This window comes from Vibrio sp. 99-70-13A1, assembly GCF_013114625.1.
Taxonomy (GTDB): domain Bacteria; phylum Pseudomonadota; class Gammaproteobacteria; order Enterobacterales; family Vibrionaceae; genus Vibrio.
Genome location: NZ_VTXD01000035.1, coordinates 1 through 22,334 on the forward strand (window position 1 = coordinate 1; position 22,334 = coordinate 22,334).

At 40.2% G+C, this 22,334-nt stretch carries 20 protein-coding genes and 1 pseudogene; 13 read left to right on the plus strand and 8 right to left on the minus strand.

The window, feature by feature from the left end; all coding sequences use genetic code 11:
- Positions 1 to 221: 221 nt before the first annotated feature.
- The 3 genes from F0226_RS18235 (at position 222) to F0226_RS18245 (ending at position 1,750) form a co-directional block, all read left to right on the plus strand.
- On the plus strand, positions 222 to 965 hold the full coding sequence (locus tag F0226_RS18235) for a class I SAM-dependent methyltransferase (RefSeq protein ID WP_171736974.1): 744 nt from the start codon (positions 222 to 224) through the stop codon (positions 963 to 965).
- 75 nt (positions 966 to 1,040) lie between these two features.
- Positions 1,041 to 1,214, plus strand: a complete 174-nt coding sequence (locus F0226_RS18240) for a hypothetical protein (RefSeq protein WP_171736975.1) — start codon at positions 1,041 to 1,043, stop codon at positions 1,212 to 1,214.
- A 134-nt stretch (positions 1,215 to 1,348) separates the two neighbouring features.
- Entirely contained in the window at positions 1,349 to 1,750 is a 402-nt protein-coding gene (locus tag F0226_RS18245; RefSeq protein WP_171736976.1) for a YkgJ family cysteine cluster protein, read from the plus strand.
- 29 nt (positions 1,751 to 1,779) lie between these two features.
- Here the strand turns inward: F0226_RS18245 and F0226_RS18250 are convergent, their stop codons facing one another.
- From F0226_RS18250 to F0226_RS18260, 3 genes are all read right to left on the minus strand, one after another.
- Positions 1,780 to 2,106 carry a DUF4144 domain-containing protein gene (locus F0226_RS18250; RefSeq protein WP_171736977.1) on the minus strand — a complete coding sequence of 109 codons (327 nt, stop codon included), beginning with the start codon at positions 2,104 to 2,106 and terminating at the stop codon, positions 1,780 to 1,782.
- A 150-nt stretch (positions 2,107 to 2,256) separates the two neighbouring features.
- A complete protein-coding gene (locus F0226_RS18255; protein WP_171736978.1) occupies positions 2,257 to 2,718 on the minus strand; it encodes an NUDIX domain-containing protein in 462 nt (153 codons plus the stop codon).
- Positions 2,719 to 2,827: 109 nt separating this feature from the next.
- On the minus strand, positions 2,828 to 3,229 hold the full coding sequence (locus F0226_RS18260; RefSeq protein WP_171736979.1) for a hypothetical protein: 402 nt from the start codon (positions 3,227 to 3,229) through the stop codon (positions 2,828 to 2,830).
- 167 nt (positions 3,230 to 3,396) lie between these two features.
- On the opposite strand from F0226_RS18260, the gene F0226_RS18265 reads away from it, so the two are divergent.
- The 4 genes from F0226_RS18265 to F0226_RS18280 all read left to right on the plus strand — a co-directional run bounded on the left by F0226_RS18265 (position 3,397) and on the right by F0226_RS18280 (position 6,682).
- Positions 3,397 to 3,828 (plus strand): hypothetical protein, encoded by a 432-nt coding sequence (locus F0226_RS18265; protein ID WP_171736980.1) that lies wholly within the window; start codon positions 3,397 to 3,399, stop codon positions 3,826 to 3,828.
- Positions 3,829 to 3,867: 39 nt separating this feature from the next.
- Positions 3,868 to 4,149: an antibiotic biosynthesis monooxygenase gene (locus tag F0226_RS18270; RefSeq protein ID WP_171736981.1), complete on the plus strand. Its 282-nt coding sequence runs from the start codon at positions 3,868 to 3,870 to the stop codon at positions 4,147 to 4,149.
- Positions 4,150 to 4,327: 178 nt separating this feature from the next.
- A complete protein-coding gene (locus tag F0226_RS18275) occupies positions 4,328 to 5,683 on the plus strand; it encodes an MATE family efflux transporter (RefSeq protein WP_171737018.1) in 1,356 nt (451 codons plus the stop codon).
- A gap of 102 nt (positions 5,684 to 5,785) precedes the next feature.
- A complete protein-coding gene (locus tag F0226_RS18280) occupies positions 5,786 to 6,682 on the plus strand; it encodes a LysR family transcriptional regulator (RefSeq protein ID WP_171736982.1) in 897 nt (298 codons plus the stop codon).
- A gap of 120 nt (positions 6,683 to 6,802) precedes the next feature.
- Here F0226_RS18280 and F0226_RS18285 read toward each other — a convergent pair whose 3' ends face one another.
- Positions 6,803 to 7,675 carry a radical SAM protein gene (locus F0226_RS18285; protein ID WP_171736983.1) on the minus strand — a complete coding sequence of 291 codons (873 nt, stop codon included), beginning with the start codon at positions 7,673 to 7,675 and terminating at the stop codon, positions 6,803 to 6,805.
- Between the two features lie 305 nt (positions 7,676 to 7,980).
- On the opposite strand from F0226_RS18285, the gene F0226_RS18290 reads away from it, so the two are divergent.
- Complete coding sequence (locus tag F0226_RS18290) at positions 7,981 to 11,403, plus strand: EAL domain-containing protein (protein ID WP_171736984.1); 3,423 nt, start codon at positions 7,981 to 7,983, stop codon at positions 11,401 to 11,403.
- Positions 11,404 to 11,461: 58 nt separating this feature from the next.
- Here the strand turns inward: F0226_RS18290 and F0226_RS18295 are convergent, their stop codons facing one another.
- The gene (locus tag F0226_RS18295) at positions 11,462 to 12,388 is read right to left on the minus strand and encodes a LysR family transcriptional regulator (protein WP_171736985.1); all 927 of its coding nucleotides are present in this window, start codon (positions 12,386 to 12,388) and stop codon (positions 11,462 to 11,464) included.
- A gap of 177 nt (positions 12,389 to 12,565) precedes the next feature.
- Between F0226_RS18295 and F0226_RS18300 the strand changes: the two genes are divergently transcribed.
- On the plus strand, positions 12,566 to 13,441 hold the full coding sequence (locus F0226_RS18300; protein WP_171736986.1) for a radical SAM protein: 876 nt from the start codon (positions 12,566 to 12,568) through the stop codon (positions 13,439 to 13,441).
- A gap of 118 nt (positions 13,442 to 13,559) precedes the next feature.
- Here the strand turns inward: F0226_RS18300 and F0226_RS18305 are convergent, their stop codons facing one another.
- Positions 13,560 to 15,290, minus strand: a complete 1,731-nt coding sequence (locus F0226_RS18305) for a metallophosphoesterase (protein WP_345776531.1) — start codon at positions 15,288 to 15,290, stop codon at positions 13,560 to 13,562.
- A 353-nt stretch (positions 15,291 to 15,643) separates the two neighbouring features.
- Between F0226_RS18305 and F0226_RS18310 the strand changes: the two genes are divergently transcribed.
- A complete protein-coding gene (locus F0226_RS18310) occupies positions 15,644 to 17,173 on the plus strand; it encodes a phospholipase D family protein (protein WP_171736987.1) in 1,530 nt (509 codons plus the stop codon).
- A 192-nt stretch (positions 17,174 to 17,365) separates the two neighbouring features.
- On the opposite strand, the gene F0226_RS18315 is transcribed toward F0226_RS18310, so the two are convergent.
- Positions 17,366 to 18,277: a DMT family transporter gene (locus F0226_RS18315; RefSeq protein ID WP_171736988.1), complete on the minus strand. Its 912-nt coding sequence runs from the start codon at positions 18,275 to 18,277 to the stop codon at positions 17,366 to 17,368.
- A gap of 306 nt (positions 18,278 to 18,583) precedes the next feature.
- Between F0226_RS18315 and F0226_RS18320 the strand changes: the two genes are divergently transcribed.
- Complete coding sequence (locus F0226_RS18320; RefSeq protein ID WP_171736989.1) at positions 18,584 to 19,183, plus strand: dipeptide/oligopeptide/nickel ABC transporter ATP-binding protein; 600 nt, start codon at positions 18,584 to 18,586, stop codon at positions 19,181 to 19,183.
- Positions 19,167 to 20,420, plus strand: a complete 1,254-nt coding sequence (locus F0226_RS18325; RefSeq protein WP_171736990.1) for an MATE family efflux transporter — start codon at positions 19,167 to 19,169, stop codon at positions 20,418 to 20,420. Before F0226_RS18320 ends, F0226_RS18325 begins: the two co-directional genes overlap by 17 nt.
- 145 nt (positions 20,421 to 20,565) lie before the next feature.
- Here F0226_RS18325 and F0226_RS18330 read toward each other — a convergent pair whose 3' ends face one another.
- Complete coding sequence (locus tag F0226_RS18330; RefSeq protein WP_171736991.1) at positions 20,566 to 20,760, minus strand: hypothetical protein; 195 nt, start codon at positions 20,758 to 20,760, stop codon at positions 20,566 to 20,568.
- A 35-nt stretch (positions 20,761 to 20,795) separates the two neighbouring features.
- Here F0226_RS18330 and F0226_RS18335 point away from each other — a divergent pair.
- Positions 20,796 to 22,276: pseudogene (locus tag F0226_RS18335) on the plus strand (amidase family protein).
- Positions 22,277 to 22,334 lie beyond the last annotated feature (58 nt).

Here is a 22,334-nt window from a genome sequence, read left to right on the forward strand (position 1 = left end):
GCTCATTATTTATCACGGATTGGATCTATATCAAAACATGGATAATTAAGTTAACGAGTAATTTTAATCGTCATAATAAAAACTTTTAATTGATCATTTAAATATTATTACATTCGATGATTGGCTGGGTAAATATTCGTATATTAATACCGAATCTAATAGCATTTAATTAATATTCGTTTACTATGCGCCCCCCCATAATTACGAATAAAATATAATCAATGCCAGTAAATGTTCTTTATACCGATCTTTCTCGTTACTATGATTTGATGTGCGAAGATATTGATTACCAATCGCAAAGTCATGCTATCCATCGTATGCACCAAATTTTTGGTAATGGTGGAAAGTTGCATCTTGATTTAGCTTGTGGAACAGGACCGCATGTTCGCTATTTTCTCGATAATGGTTATCAGAGTTCGGGCTTAGACATTAATCAACCTATGCTTGAACTTGCTAAAAAGCGTTGCCCTGAAGCTAAGTTCATCAAACAAGATATGAGCAACTTTACGGCAGAAACCCTGGTAGATTTGATTACCTGTTTTTTGTACTCCATCCACTACAATAGTGGGATAGATAAACTCATGGAGTGTATCCATAGTGCTCATCAAGCATTACAGGCTGGTGGTGTGTTTTGCTTTAATGTTGTTGATAAATCTAAAATAAAACGAGATTCATTTGTTCGACACTCTGTTAATCGAGAAGGTGCAGGTTTTACTTTTCAATCAGGTTGGCGCTATAGCGGTTCTGGTCAGAAACAATTTTTAGATCTTCAGATTGAAAAGACGACAGAAAACGGTTCTCAAAACTGGAAAGAGTCGCATCCAATGGTGGCTTTCTCATTCTTAGAATTGAAAGAGTTATTAGAAGATCGCTTTGACGTTCATATGTTTGAGCATGATTATCAAAAGATCATTCCTTGGGATGAACAGTCAGGTAATGCCATTTTTGTTTGCGTAAAAAAGTAGTCATCGACTAGTAATCAGTATTGGCAATCTGTATAAGGACTCCCTTAACAAAGTGAATGTAGGTGAGGTAATATTTTGGATTGTCCATCATGTGAAGAAACCCTTGGTTGGGACTGGGTTGAAGAGCAAGAGATCGAACCGAATGAAGAGTTTGATTGCCCTGAGTGTAACGAAACGCTGATGTATACTATCGATGAAGGCACTTATTACGGAGCCGAGCATAAAACGGTTGAAGTGGTTGATAAGTAAAGCTGCGGCTAATTAGATTAGCTTCATTAGCTTCGAGTCTACTATTATTTCTATTTGCTCTGTTCATTCTTTCTAGTGTTTGAATTTCATGAGCGTTATTTTCAATACGCATAACAACTGATAATGAATGGTTTATGAAAGCATGTAACCAGTGTGGAAAATGCTGCATTAAGTATGGTGATGGTGACTTAGCTGCCACGCAGGAAGAAATTGATCTGTGGGAATTATTTAACCCAGACATTTTTGAATTCGTTAAGGGCAACGAGATTTGGTTTGATCCTGAAACGGGTCAAAGGCTAACCTCATGCCCATTCTTAGGTATAGAACCAAAGAAAGATGAATCTGCACCTAATAAATATACATGCAGTATCTATCTAGATAGACCTGAAGATTGTCGACATTATCCAAGCCTCATTTCAGAGATGGTTAGGGATGAATGTGAGATGATTGAAGTGGTCGATCTACAAAACACGAAGAAAGCGCAAAGTAAGCTGGATTACTTAATGAGAGACAGTCGTCCCTCTAGCTATTCTTAATGTTAATCAGCTCTTTGGTTAATTACCATCTATAGGTTGTATTCAAAGGCTAAAGAGTTAATAGCTTCAGATACAGTAGGGAAGTGGATTTTAATAATACACATCTCTGCTTTACTGAATTCATGCTCTTGAATTAGTACTGTCACATCCTGAACATTCAGCCTCTTTCCGGTATCAGCTAATATCGGTTGGTTAGCTGATGAGCCTATGGTGTAACAAGCCCCTTCAGAATCCACTGCATAGTCATTATCGTCCAAAATAAGATCTTGGCATTCGGATATAAACGCTTGCTCATTTTGAAAGAACATCAACTCATTATCACCGTCGAGTTTTAAAATACAGGGCCATGAAATCATAGAAAGCCTTTAGTGTTGGTGTGTAGGCTATGCTGCTTAGAGCTAATAACCTGAAACGATTGGAATACAACTTAAAATAACTCAGCTAAACAACTTTGTTCAGCTGAATTGACATCTTCGAGCTTTTCTAAGGATGACGGTTTGTAGGCGTTACTTTGCTGATTTAAGCTTAACTCGATATAAATCATTGATTGGCTTGTCTACAAAATATGACCATACGTGATCATAAACTGCATGTTGATTTGGGAAGGGTGCTAAGTCTTTAGCTTCATCTAAAGTGCACCACTTATAGTCAGAATGTTCATGGTTCAGTTCGACGGCTTGATTTGGCGGGCATACCACCACAAATACAGGAATAAGCTCAATCACGTTAGAGTAGGCTTCATAAAATTGCTCAAGAAATTGAGCATTATAGAGGTCCGTGACTTCAATTTGTGTCTCTTCCTTAAACTCTCGAACAATGGCTTGCCAACCGGTTTCTTGCGCTTCAATTGAACCTGCAACATGGCACCAAAAGTTTCCTTTGGTACGATTCATAACTAACATTTTCATTTCACCATCTATTTCAGACAGTGCCACACCTGAAACAATAGAAGTATTTACTGGAATCATTTTTTATACCTATTAAAATTTTGTTGGCTGTTGGCTGTTGGCTGTTGGCTGTTGGCTGTTGGCTGTTGGCTGTTGGCTGTTGGCTGTTGGCTGTTGTTGGCGTGAATACTTATTGGCTACATGCGCTATTGACAGCGGGTATGTACTCTAATTTATTTGTTTGGAATAAAGAGGTACCTGTATTTAGGATGTTTATTACTTCATCTATTACAGCGCTATCTGTATTCACGTCTTGCGCGTTAACTTTATCGTCATGGATAGTTTGAGTTGTATTTAACGCTTCTTGAATGGAAGTGGTTAATGCTTGTTCAAATATCCAACCACCGCAACCGAACCCTACAAGTGGTAAATCTTGTGCGGTTAAATTAGGGTCTTCAGCTATTTCTAATATCATTGCTTTTGATGTGGACTTGAATAGCCAAGAGTGGCTGTTAATTGTCCCATGCCCAATGACTGTGTTACTTATCGTGATTGAGCCTTTGCAATCTTTATTATTTATCTGAATAGTCATCGATAAATCCTAATTAAGCGCTAGTGAATATTGCGCAACTTTAACATTATCAATACAAAACAACGAATAAATAGTAAATAATCAGTTACGTTATTTATGTTTTCTGAATGCATGGCTTCATTTAAGATGCTTTAGAAATATCTACAACACTATGAATGGGTAACTTTATGAAAAAATATATACCAGCAGCGATACTTGTGATGCTTTTAGCAGGGTGTGATGATGCATCAAAAGCTATCGACCAAGCTCAAGAAGCGGCAAATAAAGCGGTAGATAGTGTTCAAGACCAGATAGCTTCTATTGATTTGAATAGTATTGATATCAACCTAGAACAATTTGGTGATGCAGCAGACTCTGCAACAGAAGTCGCAGCTGCAGTACAAGAAGCTTTAGAGGCAGATTTCAGTGACCCTGAAGCTTTAATTGAGATAAAAGATCATATCGCTAATGCTTATAGCTGTTTGGTTGATGCTTCATCAGAATCGGTTGCTGAAAGGCTGATAAACAAAGTGACCTCATCGATCAATAATGATGAAGCTATGTCACTAATCGAAGATGGTATTGCCAAAGCTAATGAAGCAAAAGAGTGTGTAATGTAACTTCACCCATAAAAATTGTTGGTTAGCACAAGGAAGTGTATGAGTAAGGTAGTTTTACGAGGGTTCATTGTTGTTCCTGAAGCGGATTTAACTAAGGTTAAGGCTGAGTTAGTGAATCACATTGCACTTACTCAGGAAGAGGAAGGGTGCTTAACTTTTAATGTTCTTCAAAGTGCCGATAATCCATATCACTTTAGTGTTTATGAAGAGTTCACCGATAAGAAATCCTTTGAAGCTCATCAAGCGAGAGTGAAGCAATCCCACTGGGGAAAAGTAACGACTAATGTTGAGCGGCATTATAAGATTTCAGAAGAAAAGTGAAGCTTATACGCCGGCCAAAACACATTTCGATTATTAACAAAAAATTGAAACTCATTCGCTGGTTTACCTAATTATCATTTAAGTAAGTTTCTCTATACTACACAGAAGAGCCAAGCATTTGCTGGCTCTTCTCGTTTATGTATGGACACTTACTTAAGTTTTTCAGGTGACTATTGAAATGCCAATGATGTCTAAAACAATGAAACTTGTGATCAGCCGAACCATACCTCTCACGGTTGGCATGTTTGCTATCATGTTAGTCCAACTGGTAGATTCAATTTTTATTGGCATGTTAGGCACAGATGAACTGGCTGTGCATGGCATTACGCTTCCTTTCCAAGCCTTACTCATCGGTATTCAAGTTGGTATCGGAGTTGCGACAACCTCTATTATTTCTCAAGCTTGTGGTGCGAAGCTGGCGAGTAAGTCCACCGCTACTGCAACTATTTCGTTGGTGGCTGGCAGTATTTTTATCGCATTGATTTGCGTGACGCTTTGGTTAGCTAAATCCCCAATTTTCTGGTCTTTCACTTCTAGCGATACCAGCGTTGCTCAGCAGCAAATCTTACAGAGTTTATTTAATCAATATTGGCCATTTTGGTTGCTGAGTGCTCTTTCTGTCGCGGTGCTATACCTTACCTCTTGTATTTATCGAGCAAATGAAGACACCAAAGTGACAGGTAAAATGTTCATGCTCGCAAGTGTCATCAACCTTATCTTAGACCCTATTTTTATCTTTATGTTTGATCTGGGCTTAGTGGGTGCAGCTTTAGCGTCTACGTTGGGATACAGCGTGTGTGCTTTATACATGGTGATAAAAGCAAAACAAGCGGGTTGGCTGAGGGCGATTCGAAATGATCATGTTCATATTAAGTATTTTATTGAGCTTTTCAGAATGGTGGTTCCTACCACAATGAACCAAATGCTACCGTCTCTTAGTGCATTTATTTCTATGGTTTTGATTTCTCGTATGGGTACCGATGCTATTGCGTTTTGGAGCCTTTTGTCTCGAATGGAAAGCTTTTTATTGGTATTCACTTTGGCGTTAACTATGTCTATTCCGCCAATGATTGGGCGTTACCTTGGTGAAGGTAAATCTGCCGAGATTACTGATTTATTGTTGAGTACAGCCAAATTCTTACTTATTTTCCATATGGGGTTGGCAGTCTTATTGATGATTAGCTCTGATGCCCTTATTCCGCTCATCAGCCAAGACGAACATATTTCAGCATGGTTAAAATTCGCATTATTGGTTGTGCCATTTAGTTATGCGCCACTTGGTTTATGTATGCTACTGGTATCGGTATGTAATGCCTTGAGGCTACCTAAAGCGGCGTTGTTGATTTCGTTTGTTCGCTTGATAGTGCTGTATGTACCTGCGGTACTGATTGGTTCATTGTCTCACGATATCAAAATGACTATCGTTGCGGTGTCGGTCGCGCACGTTCTAGCGGGTTGTTACGCTTGGTTCAAATTGAAGCAGCACCTTAAAGCTGGTGAAAGCCAGTTCATGATCCCTGCAAATCAAAACTAAGTTTAGCTCTTATATCCCTTTCCATTCATTGTGTTTTACTTGTTATTTTTTATAATCAACAATAAATCGCATGATTGCATAAAAGGTCGTTGATAATAAGTTATGAATATTGAACACCTAAAACTCTTTGTACGTTTAGCTTCCACCAACAATATTAGCTTGGCTGGACAAGAATTAGGCTTGTCTCCTGCTGTTGCTAGCGCCCATATTGGTAAGTTAGAAAAAGCCTTGAATGTCAGGCTTGTGCACCGTACAACACGAAAAGTATCCTTAACGGAAGAAGGGCTAGCTTTCTTGCCTCATGCAGAAGAAGTGCTAGAAAGTGTAGAAGCCGCTCAAGCTGCGGTAGGGGCGGGTAATCAAATGCCGAAAGGCGTGTTACGTGTATCGGCTCCCGCATCATTTGGCAGAATGCACCTTATTCCTGCTATGCAAGCCTTCATGGATGCTCACCCTGGTTTAAAGGTGGATTATCGACTTTCGGATTCCATCATCGATCTTGTGGAAGGCGGGTTTGATATTGCGATTCGAAATGCGGCATTAAAAGACTCAACCTTGGTGGCTCGTAAGCTAGCTTTTGATCAACGCATTGTATGCACATCTCCAGACTATATTAAAAAGCATGGTCAGCCGACTCATCCTAATGAATTGCTTAACCATAATTTTGTTAATCTAAGTGGTTTTGATAATTGGACATTTGAAACACCTGAAGGGCACGTGACTATTAAGCCAAAAGGTGAATTTAAAGCAGACAATGGTGAAGCAGTACGCGATGCTTGCGCGCACGGTTTAGGCATAACAGTCAGTTCAACTTGGTGTTGCCATGAGCATTTAAAGCGAGGGGAGCTAGTACCAATATTGGAAGAGTATCCATTAGTTTCTGACAGCGCTATTTGGGCAGTGTACCCAAGCTCACGCCTACTTGCGCCAAAGGTCAGAGCCTTTATCGACTTTTTCACAGATTATTTTGGTAAGACACCTTACTGGGATAAAAAGTAAAACTGATAGTCATGACTTATCTTGAATCATTACTAATCTTTGGATCTTCTAAAACATATAAAAACGGCTTCTATCATAGAAGCCGTTTTTGTTCTTGGAACCCACTGCCTGAATAATGTACTACCAAGAAAAGGTTTGAATAACATTATCTTGCGCCATTGGGTTAGCAGCAATGGTTTGGTTTAATCTTGTTAAGAATTGATCTTTAGAATCAAGCAAAAAACCTTTCTGAGGGACAAGGTTATTACCGTGATCACCCCAGTAGAAAGTATCAATATTCAAGTTTTCAAGTAAGTACTTCTCTTCTTCAAGCACTTGCATCTGAGTTGGCATAATGAACTCACCACGTTGTACTTCTTGTTCCATTACGGTTCCCGGTTGAACCGCTAAAGCCATAGGAGCAATTTGCTCAGGCTTTGTAATATTCAGAATTTCCGTCGTTGCCATGATGTGTTCTTTAGAACGGTCACGTCCACCCAAACCAAATATGAACGAAAGTAAGGTTTCAATGCCTGCTTCTTTCGCTAACGCCATACCTTCAATGGCGTGTTCAGCAGTCATGCGTTTTTTGATTCGCTCTAACACTATTGGGTCACCAGACTCTAAGCCTGAGTAACACATATTCAAACCCGCATCTTTAATCTCTTTAAGCTCTGAAACCGTCTTACGACGGAAGTCATTTAAACCGCTATACATCGAAATTTTAGTCGCTTCAGGAAAAGTATGACGAAGCTTATCTAATATTTTCACTAAGTAATCAGTACGTGCAGCCATTACATTACCGTCAATCAAAAAGATCGACTCAACAAATGGGTAGATCTGACGTGCTTCTTCAATATCTTTGAATACGTCTTCTATATCACGGACCTTGAAGCGTTTGTCATCGAACATACTGCAAAAAGTACATGTATTAATGCTGCATCCAAGAGTCGTTTGAATAAGGATACTGCGCGTTTCAGTCCAAGGACGGTAAACCTTACCTTCATATTGCATTATCGTTTCTCCAGCTTTCAGCACTAATACTGTGCTATGTGCTAATTGATGGAGTGATCTTAACGGTTGTTGGTTTTGTTGATAATACGCCCATATGAATAATTACTTTATAGTTTTTGTATATAGTTGATATTGGTGAAAGGTGAATTTCATTGGTAGGAGTGTTTGACTGCAATGATGCTTAAACTGAAATTTAAAACCTAGATTTGATCACGACTCGGATAAAGTACGCTATTCAATTTGCTGTATATTATTATAATACAAATGTATTCAAATGTATTCAAATGTTTCGGAGCCTCAAATCGATGAATGACATTATTCTGAATAAACCGCATGTATTAAAGAATGGCAGACCAACGATTGCAGTACTTGTTGGGTCTATGACTTCGCCTTATCAAGAAGGGATCATGCGCGGTGCCGCTTATATAGCCACAAAGATGGACTACAACATCATTGGGTTTTGCGGTGGCGTTATTAATTCAGATGATCATTTAACGTTAGCGAGAGATAAAGTCTTCGAACTTGTTGATATGGATCTTATATCAGGGGTAATCAGCCCATTTAGCTCACATACTCGCTTTATGGATAAGCAAGCCAGTGCCGATTTCATTAATAAATTTGAACGTGTACCTGTGATTAATATTGGCAGTCATATAGAAGGCTACACCAATGTAATGACAGATTACGAGACCGGCTTTTCTGATTTATTTGAACACTTTTACCATGTTCACGGCTACCGAAAAATATTGCTTGTTAGAGGTCCGAAGCAACATGCTTCCTCTGAAAAACGTATGGATATTTATCAGTCACTCTTAAAGAAATATGATCTAGAGTTTGATGAAAGCATGGTGGTTTACTCGGACTTAAAAAGGCGGTCAGCGAAAAGTAAAATAGAAGAATACATCGAGTGCCATGGAAAAAAATTTGATGCAGTCATTACCATTAATGATAACCAAGCCTTGGGTATTGTGGATGCTTGCCTCGAACAAGGCATTCGAGTTCCAGAAGAGGTTGCGGTGGTTGGGTCAATGGATACGCTCGAAGGTGCATTTACTTCCCCAGCTTTAACCAGTATTCAAGAACCTTTATTTGAACTGGGGCGAGCCGCAGCTATTGAGTTAATTGCTCAAATTGAAGGTAAGCCTGCACGAAGTGAAGTGAAAATTCCCACCTCTTTGATTACAAGAGAATCTTGTGGCTGCAGGCCATCAGAAACAAGCAAGCTACAAAGTGCGTCTCTTGAATTGGATTTTAAAAACTTGAATGCAGATGAAGACCCTATCTTTAAAGAAGCTCAACAGTCTTTTGAAAAGGTCATCGTCCAGCATAAAGGTGGGATAATAAGGGATGACGTCACTTCGCTGCTCTTTTCTTATCAAGATGCCATTTATAAACAGAAGTACGCGGCGTTTCTTTCTAAGTTGAAGCAACAGCTAGAGAAAGAGTTAAAGTCTGAAGATATTATGCTGTGGCTTGGCTTAGCTTCCAAATTGCAAATATGCTCGCTGCAGTATCTGGAAACTAAAGAGAGCTCCGCATCTTTGGTTCAATTCATTTCTGATCTTACAGCGTTGAAAAGTGAAATTGAGCAGCTGACCATCAAATTCCAAAGCTTTGAAACTGAGTACTACTTAAATTACTTCAGAGCTATCGTAAATAACCTTAACTCTTCTTTCGATTTATCGACGATAAAGAAATACACCGTTGATATTTTACAGCTCTCTGAACTCTATATTTCGCTATTCAAAAACGTTAACGACGAGAATATTTTGGCTGAAAATATTGTATCGGTCAGGGACAACAAGTTCATAGAGTTAGACAACACCATATTCAATGCTTCTGATATTTTACCGAGTGGTATTGAGCCTTATAAAGACAGGTACTCATTAGTTGTATTTCCACTTTCGTTTGCTAATAAACCCATTGGTTTTATGACGGTGAACTTAAGTAATCGAAAGGGTACTGCTTTTGAAAACCTGAGAGCAATTATCAGTTCCGCCCTTAAAAATGAAATGCTTATCCAAGATTTAAAAAAGGCAGAAGAACGATTCAGCGATATTGCACACAGCACTTCAAACTGGCTTTGGGAAACGGATGTAGATAACAACTTCACTTATTGCTCAAACTCTTCCACAGACATTATTGGTTACGCTCCCGAGTACTTGCTAGGTAAGGGAGTGAACGCTCTTAATATCGATAATGGTGATTTCTACATCAATATCATGGCGAATCATGAAAATCTGTCGGACGTTGAATGCTGGTATCAACACCAAAATGGCAATGTCATTTGCTTACTCATTTCAGCTAAGCCTATTACTAAAGAAGGTAAATTCAGCGGGTATCGAGGCATTTTTGAGGACATTACCGAACAGAAGCTTCAAGATGAAAAAATAAGAAACTTAGCTTATTCCGATATTTTAACAGGCTTACCCAACCGAACACTTTTCCAAGATAAGTTGGCTGAAACCATCGAGATTTTTACCAAGAATGATAAAAAGTTCGCACTCATGTTTATCGACTTAGATCATTTTAAAAATATTAATGATTCTATGGGGCATGCGGCTGGTGACTTGCTGTTGATTGAACTGGCAAAACGCTTGAGCAGTTCAATTCGAAGCCGAGACATTCTTGCAAGGCTAGGGGGAGATGAGTTTGTCATTATTGTTTCAGACATTAGCGATGAAGCCGAAGTGATTGATATTGCTCAGCGCATTTTCAATAGCTTTAAAGAACCAATCAACCTTTATAATAAGCCTGTATATGTGACTTTAAGTTTAGGTATTAGTGTGTTTCCGAACGATGGGCTGGATGCGGAAGAGCTGCTTAAAAAAGGCGATAGCGCAATGTACCAAGCTAAGTCGCAAGGTCGAAATGGCTATGTTTTCTACGACAAAGTGCTAGAACAAAAGAATCACTTAAGAAATATTTATGAGCAGGTGCTAAGAGATGCGATAGCAAACCAAGGCTTTATGTTGAATTATCAGCCTCAAGTGTCAGTTCGTACTCAAGAAGTGCTTGGGTTTGAAGTCTTGCTCAGAATTATTGATCCCAAGCTTGGCGTTGTTGCCCCTAATCTATTTATCCCTTTAGCGGAAGAACTAGGGCTAATTAATATACTGGACGAGTGGGTATTTGAGCATGCTTGTAAACAATACGCACAGTGGCACCAGTCTGGTTTAGGGGGCGTTCGTCTATCTATTAATTTGTCGGCCGTACAATTGCGAGATGATGCGGTACTCAATAAGTACATTAAGATTATCGAAAAGCATCATGTGAATCCGAATGATCTGCAGCTTGAGATCACTGAGAATGCATTAATTGATAACGAAGAAGTTGCGCTGAAAATTCTGAAAGGCTTTAAGCAATACGGAGTCAGTATTGCACTGGATGATTTTGGAACCGGTTACTCGTCTTTAAGCTGCATTAACTTGTATCCAATCGATACGATAAAAATTGACCGTTCATTTGTAAAAGATGCCGTCACCAATCTAAGGAATAAAGCCATTATTCAAGGAACGGTGCTTATCGCTAACAATTTAAATCTGAAGATCATTGCTGAAGGGGTAGAAACGAATGAGCAGTGTGTGTTCATAAAGCAGCTTGGGTGCGACGAAATACAAGGCTTTTACTACTATAAACCTTGCAGTGCTTTACATGCGAAAGCACTTTTAGAAAAGCAACAATCAATGGTTCGAGAGATTGAGTTGGGTGAAAAATGCCTCGCTTAGCCTTACTAAACTAAGCGAGACATTACTAAACTAGGTGAGACAAAATTCGTGGGGTAGATTACTGGTCAGATAAATTGATAGCCGCTCTACATTGTTCATCCCAATATGATGGGGTTCCGTAGTATTCAGCTAAATGATCGATAAAGGCACGAACCTTCGGCGCAAGGAGTCGAGAGCTTGGGTAAACTGCCCAGATTGCAGCGTCATCAACGAGTGGATACTCATCTAGAATTTGTACTAACGTGCCGGCTTCTAAATGTTGGTAAGTCAGCCAAGTCGCACACATGGCAATACCCATCCCATTTACAGCCGCATCCCTCACAGCTTCACCATGGTCGACACGAATACTACCTTTTACCTTTATTGGCTGTATGCCATCAGGTGTTTTGAATACCCACGAATCCAGATCAGTCTGGTTAATGCATTGATGATTTTTAAGATCCTTTGGCGAATTGGGTTCCCCATACTCTGCAATGTAGTCAGGAGAGGCACACATAATTCGTTTATCCTTCGCTAATTTCTTAGCGATGAGGCTAGAGTCTTTAAGTTCAGCGTTTCTAATGGCAACATCAAATCCGCCTTCTACTAAATCCACCATAGAATCAGTTAAACGGATATCAACAAACAGATCTGGGTACTTCTTGAGAAAGCCTTTCAAAGCAGGCATGAGGTGCATTCGACCAAAAGAGGCGGGCGCGGTAATTCGCAATGTACCTTTTGGCTGAGCTTTACCTGTGCCTACCGTTGCTCTAGCCGCATCTACGCTTGCTAAAATTTCTTCTGCATAAGGTAAAAGCGCTTCCCCTTCTTCAGTGAGCGATACTTTACGAGTTGTGCGATGAACAAGCCTAGCGCCAATACTTTCCTCTAACTTGTTGATATGCATGCTAGCAACAGGTGGAGACAAATCTAATTCTTTACCCGCAAGGCTGATGTTGCGCGTTGAAGCAACTCTTACAAACAGTCGAAGATGGTCGATGTTCATGGTTCAACCCCTTATTTTAAAATTCTTTATTGTTATAGATAAACATAGAATAGGGCAGTATTCCATATGATTATTTAATTATTATTAATACTGATTTCATGTTTGTCTCCATTATCAAGCCTCTTGGTTAGCGTTAAAGCCACCCCATCAAAATTACACTAGGCTGAGGAGCTTAATATGCATTATGAAGGTAAAATTTATCGCCCTTGGATGGAAGCGGAAAGTGTTCTAATTCAAACCACATTAGGCTGCAGTAACAACCAGTGTACATTCTGTACTATGTTCGATGATAAGCGCTTTAAAGTGAGAGATATTGAAGACATTTTTAAGGACATTGAAGAAGCAAGAGTCATCTACCCACACGTAGAATCCATCTTTTTGGTTGATGGGAATGTGATGGCAATGAGAACTGAAAATTTACTTAAGATTCTGGATAAAGTGAAATCAACATTCCCAGAATTAAAGAACCTTGCGCTGTATTCTGGCTTTAATGATTTCCGTCGTAAGAGTCTTTCTGAGCTTAAAGAGATCAAATCAGCAGGGTTAACAACGGCTTATTCTGGTCTTGAGTCTGGTGACCCTATTGTTCTTGAAAGAATTAAAAAAGGCATGACAAGAGAACATGCAATCGCAGGTATGAACTTAGCAAGAGAAGCGGATATTAAAGTGTTAGCTTCGTTTATCTTTGGGCTTGGTGGTAGAGACCGTTCAATTGAGCATGCTAAAAATACCACTAGTTTGTTGAATATCATGCAGCCAGATGCGATTGCCCCTATGGCCCTTGCTATTCAACCAGGAAGCGAACTGGAAAGAGAAGTTCAGCGTGGTGAGTTTATCTTGCCGACACCATTACAAATCTTAGAAGAAGAGAAATATCTTCTAGAAAATATGGTTGATTTCCCTTGTTATTATTGGGGTTACCATGGCAACAATATCGCTTCAATGCGAGGAGCATGGCCAGAAGCGCGTGAACCGTTTTTGAAAAATATAAATAGACACATCGACCATGATCCAATGGCGAAAAAGAACGTCATTGAAACTTACGCTTGGTAAGCAGTAATAAGTCTATGCAGTAAAAGATAAAGCTCCCGCGATAGCAGGAGCTTTTTTATGTACAGAGCTTTTTATATACAGGATATTTTTATATACAAGAGCTTTTATGTGCTGAAGCTTATTGTCTTGGCTGTGTTAAATAAACAGGAAGACGCATCACCCCTAAGTTTTTATCTGCAATGAAGTGGTTGTAATGGTTGTAGTAAAACTCTAAACCTTGTACTCGCCCTCCTTCATTGAAGTTCTGGTTATGGTCCACATCTGCTGCAATTACGTGGTAATCATACAAGTATGATGGTTGCTCAAAAACGGTATGACCGATGATCACTTGTGATGACCCAAAAGCTGTGAGCCCTCGCTCTAATTGCGCTTGAGTGAGGTCACCATCAGGAACTGAGCGATCCCAGTACAGACGTGAAGGTAAATAGTAAGCGTCTTTGATTAGCGAACCATTGTCATCATAGCGAACATAACCCTCATCAAGATGCCTTCTTCCGTAGGTATTAATGTCTTCCAGCAATAGTGTTTGGTTCTCTAGTGCTTCTATTACATCAAGGTTAAAGCCAGCATGTACAAATAGTGTATCTCCGGCAATTTCCATCAGGTTTTTTGAACGTAACCATTGACCTAAAACCGTACCTTTACTGTGCAGGTCAAAGAAGTCTTTGCCCATTAGGCTTAAGTTCTCAAAATAGCGTTGATGTACGTAGCGGAAATCACCGTAAAAATTCATCATATCGTGATTGCCGAGAATGAAATGTACATCTCCGCCCGCAACTTTTGCTTGGTTCTCTAAATGATAAAATAGCCACAAACTTTCAGTGACATATGCCCCACGGTCGAATAAATCGCCTAGGTGGAAAAGGTGTCCGTTTCCGTATACCCAGTTGTAGTCTTTATCCATAATGCCAGCTTCAATGAGCATATAAACTAGGGCATTAATCTGACCTTCAAAGTCAGACGTTACAAAAAATTGTTCAGGCTTTTCATACTGGAATTCAGGCGGAGTGTAGGTATTTTGCAACTCGACTGAGAAGCTACCTAACTCACCTGGTAACTCAACCGTCACTTGAGCTTCGCTAATATTGGTATAAGTATCAGAATACAGACCGTCACGGTTTAGCCCATCAATGGTTACTTCACCTGTATCACCTATGGTGACATAAGGACCATCAGGTTCACCTGTGTAGTCAAAAGTAGCGTTTAACGCGACATTAAATTGCACATCATTAGTTCGGTGGTTCACTTGATTAAAAAGAGCAACGGCAATGACGTTTTCACCTTGTGAAAAAGACTCAGAAGGCAGAATAAAGGTGTGTTCTGCATCTTCTCCGTATTTCGAATAGCGCAGAGGAGAAGTGGTGTGAGTGAGCACTTCATCTTTAGGCAGTAATGGAGAACGCGCAATTTCTTGACCATTCACATAGATAGCAGCGGCATCATCTATTTTCATGTTCAAGTACACATCGTCTAATGTGCTGATATCCGCGATATTCACTTCTTTTCTAAAATAATAAGCACTTGGTGTAGCATCGACAAAGCCCATCGCTTTATAGTCAGCGAGTATCGTGTTGCCTTCTACTGCATGGTCATACCCGTAAAAGAATATCCCTTGTCCATTTTTCCATTCAGAATCATCAAACCCAACTTGGTTCCATTCATTTGATATAGCCAAACCTTGGTCGAGATAGGACCATTGTGAGCCGTAATCAAAAAATAAAGACGGGTTTCTGTCTTGAGGAGCAATACTATTTTTTGATTGTTCATCATTATCACAAGCGGCTAATGCCAATAATGCAGAGAGTGCGATGATGCTTCTGCTTGGAGTGAACCCTAAGCGATTTTTCACTTTAATTATCCTTAAAAGTAGGTGATATAGCGGTGAAAATATTAGGATTTGAATATTTAATTCATGTGACGAATTTATAGCATGGAATATATATCGATTTATTTGCGACGCAATGCGTAAATGCGAATAATAACTAATGAAAATATTGATGTATAAGCGGTGACTTGAACTTTTAATGCGGGATAGAACTGAGGTCTAACTGAATTAAAATAATAGAGTGGCGAGAGAAGTAGACTAGTTTGGTGTACTATTTACTGTATATATCGCCATTTCCTATCACATAAAAAGTGCTTGCTGTAAGTAATAGGAATGTAAGCCAAATTGGCTATTCAAAATAAAAGGAAGTGTTATCAATGCCCGTGCTGCAACGCATTAGTGTAACTGTATTTTTAATCGCTGTTCTTGCAGGGTGTGCCTCACTCCCTGAAGAAGTGAACCATCCAACTGAACCTGTGGAGCAACAGGTGAGCAGTACTTTATCTGAACTATCAGATGCCTTTAGCCTCAATAATGCGAGTAAAGAAACAAGCGCCGTTTTATTACAAGACACAGGTTGGGATGCGCTCGCGCAACGATTAGCATTAATTGAAACCGCAGAACAGAGTATTGATATTCAATACTATATCTGGAACTCCGATGTCACTGGGCATTACTTGGCGAACAGGCTACTTGCTGCTGCTGATCGCGGCGTGAAAGTTCGTGTGATGCTAGATGATATAAACTTGAATGAACGCGAAGATCTGCTTGTCACTTTAGACTCCCATCCTCAAGTGGAAATCCGCGTATTTAACCCAATCCCAAGCCGAAAAGGTGTGTCTAAATGGCTTAATGTCTTGAGTGACTTCTCTCGTCTTAATCGCCGAATGCACAACAAGTCATTTACGGTTGATGGCGCTTTATCGATTGTGGGTGGGCGTAATATTGGTGATGAATATTTTGATCTGTCTGAAGATATCAACTTTAGAGATAGAGACGTACTCGTTATGGGTAGCGTTGTACCTGAAATCCAAAAGAGTTTTATCAATTACTGGGATAGCACCTGGTCATATCCGGTAGAACTTTTGGGAGGGGAGCCATCGGATTCACTGATGCTTGGTGAAATCGCGACACCAACGTACAAGAACTACCCAGTGTTACCTGAAGGTGCAGAAACGTCGAAGCTATTCATGAAGCAAGCAATGAGCGAAATGACATGGGTAGAAGCGCATTTTATTTCTGATCGCCCAGTCCCATTGGATTCAGACAATACCAGTGAGCCGAAAGCGACGGCTAAGCTACTAGGGAAACTATCCACTGAATCTGAACAAGAGGTTCTGCTGGAGTCGGCTTATTTAATTTTCGATGATGGTCAATTAGAACAATGGCAGAGCTTAGCGGATTCAGGCGTGCAAATTAAAGCACTGACGAATTCTATGGCTTCTAATGACTTAGCTACCAACCACTCTGGTTATGCGGCTCGCCGCCAAGATATGCTGGAACATGGTATACAACTTTTTGAATTAAAGCCGGAAGCGCAAGTATGTGAAGAATCGACTCAAGATATGTCGAAGTGTGCACCAAACATGCCTTATGGTCTTCACGCTAAATCAGTGGTTTTTGATAACAAAATTGCCGCAATTGGCTCTTTCAATTTTAATTTACGATCAACATATCTGAATACCGAATCGCTGTTAATCATCAATAGTTCAAGTGTGGCTAACCAACTGGCACAAGATATTGAGCATGCAATGAATGATGATAATAGCTGGCGCTTAGGTTTAAATGACGGTGAAGTTCAGTGGTCTTCTGGCTCACAAACTTGGGATAGCGAACCTGATACTGGAAATTGGGAGCGTATTAAATCCCGTTTGTTGCAGCTGCTACCAATAGAGAAATACTTATAACGTCGTTTTTCTAACAGGTTTGAATTCCCCCTAATGGTCGGGTGAGCTCTAAAAGCTGTTTTTTAAAGATAAAAGACAATGGGCAAAGTAACGTTTCATCGCTACTTTGCCCATTTTTATGCTTGTTTATAATTTCACGCTTGTTTATAGACGTTGCTTACACACGCTGTTTATCTAAGCACAAGCTTTACGTTACTTAGATTTAAATGGCGTTAGCATTTGCTTGCCAAAGACATTGATCAAAGCGCCTGTCACAATTAGCCCGCCACCTAAGTAAGTCCAAATGGATGGGACTTCATTAAATATCCACACACCTAGTAAAGCTGAAAAAACGATTTGTACGTAAGAGTAGGCTGAAGCTTTGCCTGCCGCTTGGGTTTGCATGGCTTTGGTTAATCCATATTGACCAATTTGGGTGAATATCCCAACTAAAATCAGCATGATGGTCAGGAAGACGCTAGGCCATACAAAGTCGTCCCAAATAAGAAATGTTGAGATAGGTAAAGCGACCAATGGGAAATAGAAAATGATGACAGAGCTGTCTTCGGTTTGGCTGAGTTTTCTTACTATCACATACGCAATAGAGCTGCCTAAGGCTCCACAAAGCGCAATCACAATGCTCAAAACAGGAAGGTCATTGGCGACATCAGAACCAACATCACTGCCTGAATTGGCTTGAACCATAACAAAAAGGCCAGCTAAGCAGAAGGCGATGCAAATCATAGTGGATTGCTGAATTCGTTCTTTAAGAAAAAGCACGCCGAGCAAAGCGGTAAAAATGGGGTGCACGTATTGCAAAATGGTGGCTTCTGCCAAAGGTAAGGTGGTCACTGCATAATACACACACATCAAAGCGGCTGTGCCTACCGCACCGCGAACAAACAATAGTGGTTTGTTGTGTCCCCAAGGTGAAATACCTTTCCGTTTTACGTCTAAATAGCTGATGACCAGAGACACTAACGCCCTTGCTGCCACTATCTCAAATACAGGAATCCCATATTGGCTGATGTACTTTACACACGCCGACATGAGTGCAAACCCAAAAGCAGAAAGAAGCATGAATCTGACCCCTACGGGGATCGTTGAAAAAGAAAATGCAGGCATAATAGACGCAATAAAAACGAAAGGTAGGCAATCATAACGCAGTTTGTGACAACAGCCTTAAGCAATTTTCAAATCAAAAATTGCTTAAGGCATAGAGTGGAATGAGCATAGAGTGGAATAGGCATGGAGCAGAGCAGGTATAGAGTAGAGAAACGTATTTAAGAACAGGGTAGAGAAAAGCCGCTAACTCTTGAGCGTGTTAGCGGCTATTGATTGGATCTTATTGTTAGTCGTTCAGGTGTCTTACTTAATTCGAGACATTACATGTTGTAGGTAAAGGCTCGTTGAGCAAACATCATTGTGGTTATGGCTGAGGTTATTTTTGGTGATTCTATTGCCAGCCTGCCTACTTACAAAGCGATCAGCGTGGTTTTTCAAGACTATAATACCTCCGTTAATCCAAGGCTCACGATTCGAGAAATAATCAGTGAACCACTTATCCTAGAAAAGTTGGATACCACTGAGCACGAACGCACTTTAACTAGCCTTGTTGAAGAGGTTGGTTTGCCGGCTGAAATGCTAGATCGTTATCCTCATCAACTCAGTGGTGGTCAACTACAACGAGTTTGTATTGCACGTGCCATTGCACCTAATCCTAAATTTATTTTATTGGATGAGGCGGTTAGCTCGCTAGATGTTTCTGTGCAAGTACAGGTTTTAGACCTTTTGCAAAAGCTAAAACTAGAGCGTGGTATTTCGTATCTGTTTATTACTCATGATATTGCGGTTGCAAGCTTCTTATGTGACCGCTTAGTGTTTTTCAAAGAAGGACAAATTGTAGAGCGTGTGGATGACATGACGCAATTAACCCAAGTCCAAGACCCATATACCCAAGAATTATTGGAAGCTGCAGGCTATCTCGATATTCCATTTGATCTAGAACAGAAAGATGAACCTTACTCATAAAGATTACTTAAAAATTGCTTTTCCGTTTATTGTTTCTACGGTTACCCAGCCGCTTTTAGGAGCAGTGGATACTGCGGTTATCGGGAAGCTAGGCGTAGCAGAGTTGATTGGTGGTGTCGCCATTGGCACTGTCATAATGAATACCTTGTATTGGTTATTTGGCTTTTTCCGTGTGAGCACCACAGGGCAGAGCGCTATTGCTCTAGGTAAGAAAAATCATGTTGACCAAGCGAGTAGTCTGTTTAGACCTTTCATATTGGCACTGTTTGTTGGCGTAGTCTTTATCATGCTCCAGGCAGTCATTTGGAGTGGTGCAGAACGCATCATTAACCCAGAAGCCGTGGTAGGTCAAAACGCGAAAGTGTACTTTGATATTATGATTTATGGTGCGCCTTTTGTACTGCTCAACTACACCGTCATTGGTTGGTTAATGGGACAGGCTAAAGCCAAAGAAACCTTATTCACACAGGTTTTCGGTAATGTATTAAATATAGTGTTAGACATCATATTTGTTCTTTACTTGGATATGGGCATTGCGGGTGTAGCTATTGCTACCTTAATTGCACAAATCACCACATTCTTGATTGGTGTTTGCTTTGTATTGAAAACGTGTCAGTTCTCTTTGTTTGACCATATCAACACGGCAAAAATGTCTGGTAAAGACCTGAAAATAATTATGTCTTCGAACATGGATCTACTGTTACGTACTATTTGTATACTGGTTTTTTTCAATATGATGGCGCGTGTTGGTTCTCAATTAGGGTCAGATGTATTGGCGGCAAATGCGATTTTGATGCAAGTGACATTTATTGCTAGCTACATGTTTGATGGTGTCGCGAATGCTTCAAGTGTATTTGCAGGAAAAGCGGTTGGTCAGAAAGATCCGACATTATTGGATAGTGTTCTTAAGCTCAATATGCAATGGACAACAGGTTTTATCAATGCATTGACTGCTCTTATTTTCTTGTTCCAAAATCAGCTCGTACTGCTCTTTACTACGTTGCCTAACTTGGTCGAACTGTACTTGGAAATGAGCCCTTGGCTGCTTATTTTCCCGTTAGTTGCGGGTTACGGCTTAACGTTTTACGGAATCTTTACGGGAACAGGAACGACTAGACCCGTACGTAACTCTAGCTTTTTAACGGTTATAGTTTTCTTAGCTTTACAGTATTTAACTGTGCAGCATATCGGGAACCATGGCTTGTGGCTAAGCTTTACCGTCTTTTACGTGGGGTGATTTGTCTTCTTGTACCCATACATTGGTCAAGTGAAGCAGAAGTGCTTGTGATGAAATAAATGCGCAATTGATTTATTGATTGATATTAAATGAGCTCCTGCATCTAGTCAGGGGCTTTTTTATGCTGGTTAACCTAAACCTAAACCTAAATCGGTTTTCTACTCTTCAGATTCCGCTTCATTGATATCCCACCTTCATAACCTTCAAGCATTAAATTGGCGTAACTTGTATAGATATTGACGCTATTTGCACTGCACCAAATTCCTTTCTTATTTAATCTACACGCATAGATGGCAGCAAGGAATACAAGCTGAACTTGACCAATAACGTCTTGATACATGGATAGTTGCTAGCCGAAATTAGAGGATAGACACTATGAAAAATGGCGAGAATGAGAGAAGAAACTTCCTAAAAGTGGTAGGTAAAAGTGTAGTGTCTGCTGCTGCGTTAACCATACCAACTGTGGCTGCTGCAGAAACATTATCTAGACCAGCTTTAAAATCTACCTCTCAATCCAATTCAAATCTTCCACCTGACTACAAAGTCTCTAGCAAGGTACTTGATGCGACTGAAATGGCTGATCTTGTTAGGCAAAAGAAAATAAGCCCTAAAGAGTTAGTCCAAGAGTCGATATTTAAAATCAAACAAACGAACAATAGAGTGAATGCTGTTGTTTCGGAGTGCTTTGATCTTGCTTTAGATCGTGCTGACTCTATCAATCCTTACTCACCATTTGCTGGGGTTCCTTTTCTAGCAAAAGATTGTGTCGATGTTGAAGGTCTAGAGTGCACTATGGGATCACCTTTGAATAAAGGCAGAAGACCTCAATCGACATCTTGGTTTATACAGGCGGCGCACAATGCAGGGCTTAATACTATTGGCATGACAAACATCCCAGAGATGATGACATTCGGTTGTACGCAAAACCCGCTGTATGGCGCGACTCGTAACCCTTGGGATCTCCGCAAAGGTGTGCATGCTTCTACTGGTGGTGGAGCGGCAGCCATTGCTGCTGGATATGTTCCAATGGTTCATTCTACTGATGGTGGCGGGTCTTCTCGCATGCCAGCATCCGCAACGGGCATTTTTGGTTATAAGCCAAGCCGAGAACAGTTAATTACAGGTTTGGTCAACGGCTCAACTAATGAAGATTTTACCCACCAATCTTTTATGTCTCGAACGGTTCGCGATACAGCATTAGCCGTTTCTGTAACTGAAAACCACGTTAAAGATAGCTTTAAAACGGCATTCCCAAGAACGCCGTTAGGAATGGTACATACTGCTTTGAATCGCCCGATAAAGGTTGGTGTCACAATGCGTGACATATATGGAAGACTTCCGGATGAAGACACTCGCGCTGCCATTCTTTCAACCTGTAAGCTATTAGAAGAGTTAGGTCATATTGTGGTGGAGGTTGATCAACCCGTCACAAATGGTGAGCAGTTTATGTATGATTACATGGGCGTATCAAATCTCATCCTAATTTATATATTGACTCGAAAATAAGTTGCCATAAATTCGCTCTTCAGCATAACCATGAATTTTTTAGAACGATTGATGTTTGGTTGACGCCTTGCTCCAACCATATCCCTCAAGAAATTAGCTATTTTGACCAAAAAAAGCATTCCGGTAAGGCGATTTGGGAACGATCCGAAAAGCTTATGTCTTACACCCCTATAGAAAATGTTGCGGGAAACCCTGCAATGTCAGTTCCTTTGTATTGGAATCACCACAATATGCCTGTCGGAAGTCATTTCTCGGCAGCGCGAGGGAATGATCGGCTGTTATTTGAATTGGCTTATCAATTGGAGAATGCAAAGCCATGGAGTCAAAGGAAGCCATCCATCGCCCTTTGATTTTCAATTCCGCCACCCACTGATGAATACACACTCAAGCACAAGTGGGTGTATCTAA